This window comes from Sporosarcina sp. P29 (genome assembly GCF_002743265.1).
In the GTDB taxonomy this organism is placed as follows: Bacteria; Bacillota; Bacilli; order Bacillales_A; family Planococcaceae; genus Sporosarcina.
In genome coordinates this window covers 1-13,381 of record NZ_PDYX01000036.1, presented here as the reverse complement: position 1 = coordinate 13,381, position 13,381 = coordinate 1, and the positions used below count along the sequence as shown (strand labels likewise).

At 42.3% G+C, this 13,381-nt stretch carries 11 protein-coding genes; 6 read left to right on the top strand and 5 right to left on the bottom strand.

Features of this window, described 5'->3' with window-relative positions; all coding sequences use genetic code 11:
* Window positions 1–554: 554 nt before the first annotated feature.
* Window positions 555–1,013, top strand: coding sequence for a C40 family peptidase (locus CSV68_RS16055; protein ID WP_099635593.1), 459 nt, complete (start codon window positions 555–557; stop codon window positions 1,011–1,013).
* Window positions 1,014–1,109: 96 nt separating this feature from the next.
* On the opposite strand, the gene CSV68_RS16050 is transcribed toward CSV68_RS16055, so the two are convergent.
* Both CSV68_RS16050 and secA2 read right to left on the bottom strand, forming a co-directional pair.
* Entirely contained in the window at window positions 1,110–2,018 is a 909-nt protein-coding gene (locus CSV68_RS16050; protein WP_099635594.1) for an accessory Sec system S-layer assembly protein, read from the bottom strand.
* The gene (secA2, locus tag CSV68_RS16045; protein ID WP_099635595.1) at window positions 2,015–4,378 is read right to left on the bottom strand and encodes an accessory Sec system translocase SecA2; all 2,364 of its coding nucleotides are present in this window, start codon (window positions 4,376–4,378) and stop codon (window positions 2,015–2,017) included. Before secA2 ends, CSV68_RS16050 begins: the two co-directional genes overlap by 4 nt.
* A 288-nt stretch (window positions 4,379–4,666) precedes the next feature.
* Between secA2 and CSV68_RS16040 the strand changes: the two genes are divergently transcribed.
* On the top strand, window positions 4,667–5,710 hold the full coding sequence (locus CSV68_RS16040; protein ID WP_099635596.1) for a glycosyltransferase family 4 protein: 1,044 nt from the start codon (window positions 4,667–4,669) through the stop codon (window positions 5,708–5,710).
* A 511-nt stretch (window positions 5,711–6,221) separates the two neighbouring features.
* On the opposite strand, the gene CSV68_RS16035 is transcribed toward CSV68_RS16040, so the two are convergent.
* Together CSV68_RS16035 and CSV68_RS16030 are read right to left on the bottom strand one after the other, a co-directional pair.
* Window positions 6,222–7,253, bottom strand: a complete 1,032-nt coding sequence (locus tag CSV68_RS16035) for an LCP family protein (protein WP_099662633.1) — start codon at window positions 7,251–7,253, stop codon at window positions 6,222–6,224.
* Window positions 7,254–7,432: 179 nt separating this feature from the next.
* Window positions 7,433–8,065, bottom strand: coding sequence for a YigZ family protein (locus CSV68_RS16030; protein WP_099662632.1), 633 nt, complete (start codon window positions 8,063–8,065; stop codon window positions 7,433–7,435).
* A 150-nt stretch (window positions 8,066–8,215) separates the two neighbouring features.
* Here CSV68_RS16030 and CSV68_RS16025 point away from each other — a divergent pair, with 150 nt between their 5' ends.
* From CSV68_RS16025 to CSV68_RS16010, 4 genes are all read left to right on the top strand, one after another.
* The gene (locus CSV68_RS16025) at window positions 8,216–9,364 is read left to right on the top strand and encodes a sensor histidine kinase (protein ID WP_199168614.1); all 1,149 of its coding nucleotides are present in this window, start codon (window positions 8,216–8,218) and stop codon (window positions 9,362–9,364) included.
* A gap of 28 nt (window positions 9,365–9,392) precedes the next feature.
* Window positions 9,393–10,073: a response regulator gene (locus CSV68_RS16020; RefSeq protein ID WP_099635599.1), complete on the top strand. Its 681-nt coding sequence runs from the start codon at window positions 9,393–9,395 to the stop codon at window positions 10,071–10,073.
* Between the two features lie 59 nt (window positions 10,074–10,132).
* The gene (locus CSV68_RS16015) at window positions 10,133–10,699 is read left to right on the top strand and encodes a nuclear transport factor 2 family protein (RefSeq protein ID WP_099635600.1); all 567 of its coding nucleotides are present in this window, start codon (window positions 10,133–10,135) and stop codon (window positions 10,697–10,699) included.
* 156 nt (window positions 10,700–10,855) lie between these two features.
* The gene (locus tag CSV68_RS16010) at window positions 10,856–11,233 is read left to right on the top strand and encodes a YhjD family protein (protein WP_099635601.1); all 378 of its coding nucleotides are present in this window, start codon (window positions 10,856–10,858) and stop codon (window positions 11,231–11,233) included.
* Here CSV68_RS16010 and CSV68_RS16005 read toward each other — a convergent pair.
* A complete protein-coding gene (locus tag CSV68_RS16005) occupies window positions 11,196–11,732 on the bottom strand; it encodes a competence protein ComK (RefSeq protein WP_099635602.1) in 537 nt (178 codons plus the stop codon). The genes CSV68_RS16010 and CSV68_RS16005 overlap by 38 nt on opposite strands.
* Window positions 11,733–13,381 lie beyond the last annotated feature (1,649 nt).

Here is a 13,381-nt window from a genome sequence, read left to right as displayed (position 1 = left end):
GGACAGTTCTTCTACTTCTTTTTCAAAAAGTACAAAATCAGTATTACCAATTCACGGATCTTCTTCCCCTTAGAACCACAACCAAAATAAATACCACTCAGCAGCGCAGGCACAACTGCGGGGTAGGCCGTGGCCAGGAGACAACTTGGCAGCACCACCGCCAGCTGGCTCCTGGCTGTAGGCAATCCCCCACGTGCCTGCGCGAGTCCAGAAAGCAGACACTCACTAACTTCAGTACCCAACCATCAGTCGAGCAACGTCCCAACAAAGAGTGACAAAGACCCGCAGCCGCATAGTGTATCTTCCGTACGCGTTTCCGGATCGGGTACACCACACAACTTCCTAGATTTATTGTAATACAAAGCATGTATCCAACTGAATCCCCTTCATTTGTCAATTTAAGACACATATATTTCAAGTGTAATATATTGTTGAAGATTGAAATAATCTTGTTACATTACTGTAATAATTCAAGAGTTTGGAAGATGCTAAGATAAATATACATAAACAGACAAGTAAACTAGCAAAAATACATACTATTATCGGAGGAAATTATGAATCTATTACAAAAGATTATTTCGGTCCTAGCACTCTCGACACTATTGATCGTTTCGCCGTTTGCAGGACAAGCAGATGCAGCAGCTAAAACAACGAATATCACAAAAACAGCAACTAGCTTAACTGGTATCAAATATCGTTATGGCGGTACGACAAGAGCAGGATTTGATTGCTCAGGTTATGTAGGTTATGTATTCAAGCAAAATGGTTTAAAAGTAGCAAGAACTTCTCGTGCTATGTATGCATCAGGGCGCACTGTAAAGAAATCAAGCCTTCGTAATGGTGATCTAGTATTCTTTAACACAACAGGACGCGGCGTTTCTCACGTTGGAATTTATGTTGGAAATGGCAAGTTCGCACATGCTTCTACATCAAAAGGTGTGCGTGTAGATAGAGTAAATGATTCATATTGGGGCAAGCGCTATATAGGTGCAAAGCGTGTAGCAGGTATTTAATAGAAGAGACATCGATCTTCCTTAAGTGGAAGGTCGATTTTTTTATGAAAAAATACCGGATAGGAGAGGGAGGCCCCCAATCTTATCCGGTAAATATTAATTCGTTGCGTCTTGTGGAACGCGGATTGTCCAACGAGAGAAATCCGGATCCTCTTTCTTTACCAATTCCTTAGGGTAGATGAATGTCCAAGGAGTTGTGCTGTTTGCTTTCACGGAAAGTGGAGGATCAAGGTCGAATGTTCCTCGGGCTACCAATTCTCCTGTTGCGTCAATCAATTCAAGCGGCAACTTTTCGATGTTGATTTGTTTAGAGTGGCCGTTACGAACGAATACGGATGCTGCAATAGTGCCGGCATCTTGTGCTTGGATTTGGAAACCAGCGATATTCACTTCGCGTGGCTTCAATTTTGGTAGATCTTTTACAATATTCGCTAACGCTTCTTTTTGTTCAGCAGGAAGTTGTTCTTCCCATGTAGGTGCAAGTTCCAATTGGTGCGGCATCATCGAGTGAACGTTAAAGGCAAGCTTCCAGTTTGTTGCTGGAATTTCTTCTGCCAATTGATCTTTCTTTTCGAAAACAAATACCCAAGGACGTGCACTGCGAGCTGGAATTTCACCTAACTCGTTCAAATCGAACTCTGCAGATGCTGCTGTATTGCCTTCTTCATCAAGTAATAATAACTCGATTTCGCCTACAGTGATCGCTTGATCAAGTGATGAACGGAAGAATGCTTTGACTAACCAGCTGCCGTTTGCAGGTTCCAAGTCGATATCGATACCGGATAAGGAAATTTGGTTTGGTTTTAAAGGTTCTAGTTCATTTGCAAGGAAACGAAAAACATATTCCTGCTCCTGTGTTAGACTCCATTGCTCATGAAGAGATAGTTCTGTTTCGATATCTTCATCGCCTGAACCAGCTTGTCCGTTTTCTAAAATTTCATCGGATTCAACTGTACTGTCCAATCCAGTTTTCTCGGTTTTTTTGAATAAATTGAAGAGTTTCATTGGGAAACCTCCTGTTGTGTATTAAGTTGCTTCATGAATGCGATTATTTCGGACGCAATATCCCGGCGCAGGCGTTGATAGTGCTTGGCGAATAACTGCAAGCCTTCACGCTGGTAAATACGCATAGGATCTTCTTGTCCGTATGAACGCAATCCAATTCCTTCTTTTAGGCGAGTCATCACTTCTAAATGCTTAACCCACATCGTGTCAATATAGCTCAACATGACTTGTGGTAGCAGTTGACTCACTTGTTCATTATCAGTGAAAGTATCGATAAATGCAAACAACTCTGCCATTTCTTCATCGTACTCTTTCATTATATCAGCGGTTCTATCTAATGAATTGGGAAGCTTAACCGGCGTCAGTAATAGCGCGTTCATAGTCCGTTCGATACGATCGAAATCCCAATTGTCGGCGATTTCATTATCAGGACAGCTATCTAGAACAACGAACTCAACGGTTTCTGATAACATCGTCTTAAGTTTTTCAAAGATGTCTTTGCCTTCTAGTACGCGATTGCGTAAGGAGTAGATGACTTCACGTTGATCATTGATTACGTCATCTAATTTTAGATTATATTCACGCATAGAGAAGTGCGCGCCTTCCACGATACGTTGTGTACGTTCCGTTAGTTCATCTACTTCAGGGTTTAATACTTTACCATTTTCGTCTGTGCGGACTTTTGTTAAGAATTTCTCGAGTTCTTCAGGAGAGAAGCGCATATACATTTCATCTTCTAAAGAAAGATAGAATTGGCTTTCTCCGTGATCTCCCTGACGACCTGAACGGCCTCGTAACTGATTATCTACACGACGGCTTTCATGTTTTTCTGTCCCTAATACAAAAAGTCCGCCGTTTTCTTCCACGCCTTCACCAAGTACGATATCCGTTCCGCGTCCTGCCATATTAGTAGCGACGGTAATATTACCCGCTTGTCCAGATTCGGAAATCAATGAAACTTCCTGCTCGACACTTTTCGCATTTAATAGATGGAACTTCAATCCTTCATCACGTAAATATTTGGCGACAGCTTCGGATTGAAGAATGGACGTAGTACCGACCAAAACCGGTTGTCTTTTTGCATGACGAGCGGCTACTTCTTTTGCTACGGCTTTATACTTTTCTTCTGTCGTTCTGAAAACGAAATCTGGTGCATCGATCCGTGCACGTGGACGGTTCGTCGGGATTTGGATTACTTCCATATTATAAACTTCACGGAATTCCGTATCTTGAGTTTTCGCAGTACCCGTCATTCCGCAAAGCCTTGGATACATACGGAAGTAGTTCTGAATGGTAATTTGAGCTTGTGCTTTATTTTCATCTGTAATTTCGACGCCTTCTTTAGCTTCAATTGCTTGGTGAAGTCCATCTGATAATGTTCTGCCTTCCATAATTCGGCCAGTGAACATATCAACCAATTCGATTTTTCCGTCGCGTACGATATAATCGACGTCACGCTTAAAGATGACGAACGCTCGGACGGCTTGAATGACGTAGTGATAAAGTGTTTGGTGATCTAAATCATACAAGTTGTCAATACCAAATGCTTTCTCAACTTTTTCGATACCTTGTTCCGTAAGGGAAGTAGCCTTTGTCGCATCGTCAAAGTCAAAATCCTCTTCGACTTTAAAACGTTTGGCTAGGCGGGCTGCAATATGGTGAAGATCCGCATCTGCTTGTGTTTTACCTGCTACAATCAATGGAGTTTTCGCTTCGTCGATTAAGACGCTGTCGACTTCATCGATAATAGCGAAGTGATATGGCCGTTGCACTTTTTGAGAAGTATGTTGTACCATATTATCCCGTAAATAATCAAAGCCGAATTCTGTACCTACACCGTACGTGATATCTGCTTCGTAAGCGGCTTGTTTAGCTGGACCTTGCATCATCGGAACATTTAATCCGACAGTCAATCCTAGGAAACGATGGATTTGACCGATTTGATCAAAGTCCCGTTTCGCCAAATAATCATTGACTGTAATGACGTGAACACCTTTACCTTCAAGCGCGCGTACGTAGGAAGGTAGTGAAGCTACAAGTGTTTTACCTTCACCAGTTGGCATTTCGGCGATATTACCTTCCGTCAATACAGCTCCACCGATTAGTTGCACATCAAAATGGCGCATACCGAGAACCCGTTTAGATGCTTCACGTACAACTGCGAAGGCATCCGGCATAATGGTCTCGACGGTTGCGCCGTCATTTAATTGTTGTTTGAATTGATCGGTCATTCCAGAAAGATCATCATCAGACATAGCGATATATTTAGGTTCCAGTGAATTGATTTGCTCCACAATTTTGCGGTATTTACGCAATTGACGTTCACTCGTTCCAGTTCTACGTTTAAAGATTTTTAACATGAATAAGACGCTCCTTTATAAATCTCTATCTATAATGAGAGATTCCTATCTATTTTACCAAAAGGACCGACAAAAGACTATCTATATATAGAAAGAGAAGAACAATAGATTGTTCTCGACTGATCGCATGTAAAATGGACGAAACTTCATGATGGTCGTGTTTAGTAGTGTTTGTATGGAAGCAAGTAAGGGAATAGATGAGTAATGCATACTAAATGATGAAATCTAGCAACATTCATGTTATACTAAAAGGTGATATGTACGTAATGCTAATTGGGGAGGAAAGACATGTTATTCATTGCAATGTCTGTAGCTTTTATCGCTGCAATCATACTAACACCGCTAGTCATCAAATTCGCGTATCGGATCGGTGCGGTTGACCGTCCCAATTATCGGAAAGTTCACGCGAGAATCATGCCTAGAATCGGCGGGCTCGCAATCTTCGGTGCGTTTATTATTGGATATGCTATATTATTGCCGAAAGACGAGCACGCAGTAAGCATCCTAATCGGTGCAGTACTGATCGTCATGATTGGCTTTTTAGACGATATGCTGGAAATTACAGCAAAAGCAAAAATGTTAGGTCAGCTAGCAGCGGCGTTGGTCGTTGTACTATGGGGCGGATTACAAATTGAATTCATCAACTTGCCGTTTCTTGGTCAGCTAGACTTTGGTTATTTAAGTATTCCGATCACAATTATTTGGATCATCGGAATTACGAATGCCGTCAACTTGATTGACGGATTGGATGGTTTGGCAGCAGGAGTTTCCACTATTGCGCTTATTGCTATTACGGTAATGGCTCTATTAATGGGAGATGTCTTTGTTGCTGCAACAGCTTCCATATTGGCAGCTAGTTCGCTTGGATTCTTATTGTTCAACTTCCATCCAGCGAAAATTTTTATGGGCGATACCGGATCGCTATTCTTAGGATTTATGATATCGGTTCTGGCATTACTCGGCTTTAAGAACGTTGCCGTTGTATCACTAGTTATTCCAATTATCATGTTAGGTGTTCCAATTTCAGACACGTTCTTCGCGATCGTTAGACGAGTTCGCATGAAGCAGTCGATTACGGCAGCAGATAAATCGCATTTGCATCACTGTTTATTGCGCGTAGGTTTCTCACATAGACAAGCAGTGCTCACAATTTATGGTATTGCGATTCTATTTGGTGCAGCCGCTGTATTGTTCTCACAAGCAACCGTGTGGGGCGCGTTACTTCTGATCTTCGTCATGTTGATTGTGATTGAACTGTTTGTCGAGTTGATTGGTCTAGCAGGTGCGAATTATCGTCCGTTGTTAAATTTAGTACGCATGATTGGTAAATAAGTAAAACGAGTCCTTGTCTGCTACGAAGCGGATGAGGGCTTTTTTGTTGTGTTGAAAGGTTTTGAGATGAAGTGATTGGAAATGGGAGGGAACCGTTGATCGACGTTCCAGGCGGACGCTTTCCCACGGGCTCTCGGTGAGCCATCGGGAGTCGCCACCTTCCACTTACGATCAACTTTGTGTTGTGTTCTGGAATTATAGTGGGAAGGTCAAAACCTGATCTAGGTTCTGTATTTGAAGTTGAATTTAATAAGTGAAGAAACAATCCTACCCAAAGTTTTGATGTAGGATTGAAGTGGAAGAGGGGGCGACTCCTGGGGATTAGCGTGATATTGAGACCCCACAGGAGCGCACTTGCGACGAGGAGGCTCAAGATTGCGCCCCCCGGAAAGCGTCCCCCTCTGCAACGGAAATCCCGACCACTCTCAAATTAGCTCTCTTCAGTAGAAATACTTTTTACCCACAATAAAAAGCGATGAAACCAGTTAAGGGTTCATCGCTTCTGTGTGAACTATTGATAATCTGTTTGGGAAGACGCGGAGGTTTGGTCCGTGTCCAGTTCGGTTAAAGAAGAGGAGTCTGGAATGAACCCTAGATGGGACTTCAAAATCTGCTTTACTTCTTCTAGCTTCTGCTCATCCAACTTGTAATAGTAAATACCTGTCGACATATCGTCATAGCCTGTCAATGTGATGGTATCTACGTCTGGAAGTCCACTTTTTATATACTGGATAAACGACAACATTTGCTTAGATGTCATATCGGTCTTCATATTTTCACCAAGCGCATTGATCACGTCACCGTATTTGGTTATGGATGTAATCGATGTTGCTTCTTTAATCATCGCCTGCAGAATCATCTGCTGACGTTTACCGCGTTCGATATCATTATCGAGTTTACGAGTACGTGCTAAAGCTAACGTATGGCGTCCGTCTAGACGATGAAGGCCTGGCATTAGATGAATCGCATTTTTATCATTTTCATCTTTCTCGATACGCTCGTATGGAACTTCGACTTCTACACCGCCAAGTGCATCTACAACATCGATGAATGCATTGAAGTTCATTTTGACGTAATAGTTGACGGGAATATCGAATAGTTCTTCGACTGTATCAATAGAAGCTCTAGTACCTCCATAGGCATGGGCGTGTGTGATTTTATCTTTATACTTTACCTGTGGAATATACACATAGGAATCACGAGGAATGCTGACGAGTTTGATGCTTTTTGTTTTAGGGTTCAATGTTGCAAGCACTAAAGCATCCGATCTTCCGTGCACTTCTCTATCTTGGCGTGCTTCGCTTTCGTCTACGCCAATCAATAGAATTGACACTTTATCTTTTGCGGGTTCGACATAAATTTCCGGCGGATCTTGCTTGGCGAGAGGTTCATAAGAACGATCTAGAACGTTCATCGCTTGGTTGTGTAGCTTGAATGCATAAGCGGAAACGCCTATGGCTACGATGAGGAACGTAAATAATGCTATTTTCAAGAAACGTTTCGTTTTAGAAGCGTTCTTTTTCTTATACTCTTCTCTTTTCATTTTATACCTCCAGGGTGTACGGCAGAAATAAACCGTCAATGGCAAATCTATGGGAAGTTGATTTTAATTAAAAATGGCAATTCTTCACATAAAAATTGATGGCGATTTAATGAAGTCAGACCTTCTACTCATAAGGTTCACCTTCTACCATTATACCCGCTTTTCGATTGGACGTATAGTCAGATGTCGAACTCTAGGAATTTATGTCCGGCTGTGGCGATGCTTGCCTGACCGTTCGTTAATTCCATCATCCATTCATGAAAAATTTCCTGATCTTCTTCAGGAACATATAAAAAGAGTTCAACGTCCTCTTCATAGACGATCTCTTTTAACGGGTAGTCGGATTGCCGTATTTCGTTTTCTACTTTGCCTAACCATGTATAATCAATAGAAGTTTTAACTAGTGTGTGTAATTTTCTCTCCACGACACCTGTTGCGGCAATGCCTTCAGAAGCTGCTTTACCATAAGCGCGGATTAATCCACCGCCACCGAGCTTGATGCCGCCAAAATAGCGAGTCACGACAATCACGGTGTCTTTTAAGTGCTGCTTTTTCAGCACTTCCAAAATGGGGAAGCCGGCAGTGCCAGAAGGCTCACCGTCATCGTTCGCTTTTTGGATCTGGTCATGTTCTCCTATGATATAAGCAGAACAATTATGTGTAGCTGTATGATGGTTCTTTTTGATGTCCTGTATGAAGTCCAGTGCCTCTTGTTCTGTCTCGACTCTTTTGACAAATGACAGAAAACGGGATTTTTGGATGACGAATTCACTCTCTCCGTATAACTTTACGGTTTTATAATTAGCTCGCATTTGTCGTTCCCCCTACATTTGTAATATACTTATAATACTTTTTCATGATTAAAATGATATACTATATATGAAGTGTATAAGTATTTAGGCTAAACTGCAATAATGCTCACTTTGCGAATTTTCACATAAACGGATGCGGGAGGGAGTTATTTGAACGATAAGGCAATTGACATTCAACAGATGGAGAAAATCTTTGGCAACATGGTTAATGTAATGGATCGTTCAAAAAGCGACATATTCTTAATTAGTGAACAAAGCCGCCGAAGTTTTGAAGAAATGCAAAAAGAGTTAGCAGAAGTGAAAGAAAGTATTTCTCATGTAATTACAGAAGGTGACTCTTTAGATGATATGTCACGTAACTCAAGAAAACGCCTAGCTACTGTGTCAAAAGACTTTGTAACATATAGTGAAGAAGAAGTTAAACAAGCGTATAGTGTGGCAAATGACTTGCTTGTACGCGCCTCCATCAATAAAATGGAGGAGAAACAACTTCGTGAAAGACGGGATGAACTTGAACGTCGACTAATGTTGTTGCTCTCTACAATCGAAAGAGCGGATCAACTTGTTAACCAAGTAACTACTGTAATCACATATTTAACATCTGACTTGAAAAATGTAAGTACAGCACTGGAAACGGCTCGCCAAAAACAAGACTTTGCAGTTCAGATTATCCAGGCCCAGGAAGAAGAGCGTAAGCGTTTATCACGTGATATTCATGATGGACCTGCGCAAATGTTAGCCAATGTCTTGATGCGTTCTGGTTTAATTGAAAAAACGTTTGTTAAGCATGGTCCAGAAGAAGCAATGCAAGAGCTATCTTACTTAAAAGAAAATGTTAGAGGTGCGTTATCTGAAGTTCGTCGTATCATTTATAATTTGCGACCTATGGCTTTGGATGACTTAGGGCTTGTGCCGACATTGCGAAAGTACTTGTTGACCATGAGTGAATACGAGGCGCCGCTAATCATTCATTTCCAAAGCAACGGAGCAGAAAAAAGATTTGCTTCCAATTTTGAAGTAGGTATTTTCCGTCTCATCCAGGAATCAGTGAATAACAGTATAAAACATGCGAAAACTGATGAAATATGGGTGAAAATCGAATGGTTACGCGAATCAGTTAATATATTAATCAAAGACCAAGGTATTGGCTTTGATACAAATGAAGTAAAAGAGAAATCATTTGGTTTAATTGGAATGCAGGAACGTGTGGAGTTACTGAAAGGGAAAATGAAGGTCAATACGAAAGTCGGAGAAGGCACTTCGATTCTTTTTCAAATTCCACTGGACGAAGATCTATAAGTAAGGTAATTACTGGGAGGAATAGGATATGGAAGCGACAAAAATTTTGATAGTAGATGATCACCAATTATTCCGTGAAGGAGTTAAACGGATTTTAGATTTTGAAGAATCGTTTACTGTAGTAGCAGAAGGCGACGATGGAGTCGAAGTAGTTGAATTGTATAGGGAGTATGAGCCAGACGTAGTGCTGATGGATATTAATATGCCACGCATGAATGGTGTAGACGCGACTGAGGAATTAGTTAAAGAGTTTCCGGATGCACGCGTTATCATGCTATCCATTCATGACGACGAGTCCTACGTAACACACGCTTTAAAAACGGGTGCTCTCGGCTACATGCTGAAAGAAATGGATGCAGACGCTATCATTCAAGCGATCAAAGTAGTAGCGAATGGCGGTTCATACTTACATCCTAAAATCACGCATAATTTAGTAACAGAATTCCGTCGTTTGAGCGAAAGAGAACATAAAGGATCCTTCCAGCAGAACGATATTCGTCGCCCACTTCATTTATTGACGAAGCGCGAATGTGAAGTTCTACAATTATTAACAGACGGCCAGAGCAACCGAACAATCGGTGAAACGCTCTTTATCTCAGAAAAAACTGTAAAAAATCACGTTTCCAGCATTCTGCAAAAAATGAGTGTAAATGACCGTACACAAGCTGTTGTTACAGCAATCAAAAATGGTTGGGTAGAAGTAAAATAATTAAAATAAGAAAAGGTCTTTGCATGTTGAAGGCCTTTTTCTCTACGTAGGAGGAGCATATGAAGAAAAAAATAGCAGTAGCGTCCATGGCATTAGTGCTCGTATTAGGCGCATGTGGTAACGCGGATGAAGCGAAACAGAACAATCCTGAAACTGGCGAACCTGCACCAGGCAATGGTGCCATCGATCATGGAGTAGATGATAAAAAAGTAGGTTTCAGCATGTCAGGTGACAAAGTGGAAGAAGCCACGGATGTACCAAAAGAAGATAAAGAAGAAATTCTAGCTGCTTTTGATAGCTACATCGAAACATTGAACAATCAAGACATAGATGGTTATCTCGCCACGCTTTCTACCAAAGGTTATGATCTAGAAGAAGAGCGTCAGGCTACGGAAGAAATGCTTGAGAATTCTACGATGAAACGTGAAGCAAATAATGAAACAATCGTAAAATATTCAGGTGATAATGCGCAGTTATTTTCTACGTTGAAAACAACATTCACGGATATTGAGACAGAGGTAGAAAATACACATGAAGGTCGCCAAGTGACTGTGTTCAATAAAGAAGATGGCGCATGGAAAGTGTTCTCTATCCACTTTATTGGCGATGAGCCAGCAAAAGAATAAACCCTCTTTTTATATCGACTTAGCAACAAAACTTCCAGTTACACACACTGGAAGTTTTTTTATGCGAAAAAAAGCCATACTACGAGTACTTGCTTTTCTGCGCTAAAGGAATTATAATCAACGAAAGAACATATGTTCTATAAGGAGGCGATTTCGATGCCTTTGATCCCCGCAGAGGCAATGCCGTATTTGGAGAACTATATTTACCTTCCCATGCTATTGACGATTATGGAACGTGACCGTCAGTTATTAGAGAAAGTACCGTTTAAATTGAAAAGTCCGTACCTTAATTTGCTGGACGAGACGATGAACACTGTTTCTGCTGATTTACAAACCACCTCTTTGTACTTGCAAAAGCATAAAATGAGAGTGATACGCCATTCAACAGATGAACTATTTACGGAATATGTATTTTTACATGATGGTTATCAAGATATGCGTCGCTATTTGAATGTTCGCTTACGTAATCGATCAGAAGAGTTGCTGAATTTGTATATTAGGAAATTGTCGAATCAGAACTCTTCGGCTCCATGATCATGTAATAAGAACTTCGCAATTCTTCCTGAGCATTTTCAAATCGTTGAGACAAAATATGCGATAGCGCCATTTGACGATAAACCGTAGCTAACGACGTGTCTAGTTGCATCTGCGTATCATTTTTCAGAATAACAGTAACACCATCCTCGTGTTGAACTGCGTCTTTTACTGCGTGATAGGCTACCCATGAGTTTTTATGTAAGGTAGGGGACAGTAAAGGAAAAAATAATAACGGTCGGTCATTTGAATGTGTCAACATGATCGGTGGCTTTGGACGATTTTTTAAATCCATTTTGGAACTGTTAATGATGGACTCAAAGTTGGAACGGTAATGCGCACAAGAATCTCTCATAATTTCTAATGGTGTTTTCTCGACAATAAATGTCCGGTCGCTTTCCACTACTTTTGTATAGTATGGATTCGCATGTTGTCCATGAAGTAATGCGAAAGTATGGAATGTAACGATATAAGACGATAGATAATGTGGATTAGCCATGTTGTTCCCTCCCTTTTAATAGGACCATATACGTATTAATTATAGTATAGAAAAAACGAAAATCAACTGTAATGTTGGAAAATAGTAAATGTTCTATTAATATGGTGGGTTTTATCGAATGGTTACGAACAGGTGAGGAGACTAGACTGGGCGGCTACGGACCTTGATTGCTTTTGTTGTGGTCGTTGCCCGACAAGTTGTTGGGTACTGTAGTTGGTGAGTGTCTGCTTTCTGGACCCGCGCAGGCATGTGGGGGATTGCCTCCAGCCATGAGCCAGCTGGCGGTGGTGCTGCCAGTTGTCTCATGGCCACGGCCTACCCCGCAGTTGTGCCTGCGCTTCTGAGTGGTATTTAATTTGGTTGTGGTTCTAAGAATGATAATTAGCGTATCTTAGCCAATCTAGAAACGCGGTTGATGGAACAACTATGCCGCTGCGGGTCTTTGGTACTTTTGTTGGGGGCGTTGCTCGACTGGTGGTTGGGTACTAAAGTTAGTAAGTGTCTGCTTTCTGGACTCGCGCAGGCACGTGGGGGATTGCCTCCAGCCAGGAGCCAGCTGGCAAAGTGCCGCCAGTTGTCTCCCGGCCACGGCCTACCCCGCAGTTGTGCCTGCGCTACTGCGGGGTATTTAATTTGGTTGTGGTTCTAAGATTGATAATTGCGTACCTTACCCAACCTACAAACGCGGTAGACGGAAAGACTACGCGGCTGCCGATCTTTGGCACTTTTGTTGGGGTCGTTGCTCGATTGGTTATTGGATACTGTAATCATCGAGTGTCTGCTTTCTGAACCCGCGCAGGCACGTGGGGGATTGCCTCCAGCCATGAGTCAGCTGGCGGTGGTGCTGCCAGTTGTCTCATGGCCACGGCCTACCCCGCTGTGTGGTATTTAATTTGGTTGTGGTTCTAAGATTGATAAATTGCGTATCTTACCCAATTTAGAAACGCGGTTGACGTAAAGACTACGCGGCTGCCGATCTTTGTCACTTTTGATGGGGTCGTTGCCCGACTGGTTGTTGGATACTGTAATCATCGAGTGTCTGCTTTCTGGACCCGCGCAGGCACGTGGGGGATTGCCTCCAGCCAGGAGCCAGCTGGCAAAGTGCCGCCAGTTGTCTCCCGGCCACGGCCTACCCCGCAGTTGTGCCTGCGCTACTGAGTGGTATTTAATTTGGTTGTGGTTCTAAGATTGATAAATTGCGTATCTTACCCAATCTAGAAACACGGTTGACGGAACAACTATGCGGCTACGAGTCATTGTCACTTTTGTCGTAGCTCGACTGGTTGTTGGATACTGAAGTCATCGAGTGTCTACTTTCTGGACCCGCACAGGCACTTGGGGGATTGCCTCCAGCCATGAGCCAGCTGGCGGTGGTGCTGCCAGTTGTCTCCTAGCCACGGCCTACCCCGCAGTTGTGCCTGCGCTACTAAGTGGTATTTATTCTAGTTGTGATTCTTATAGGAAGAAGTTCAGTGACATCGTGATAGCTAGTATGTATTTGTTGCAAAGAAGTGTAGGAACTGCCATTCACACTATCTAACGAAGGCGCCTGCTGTGGTAGGCGTAGCGAGGAGACAAAGACAGGCGAACTTCCTGTCTCTGGCTCCTCGCGAAAGCCATCCACCAGCGCCGTAGTGGGGACAATGGAC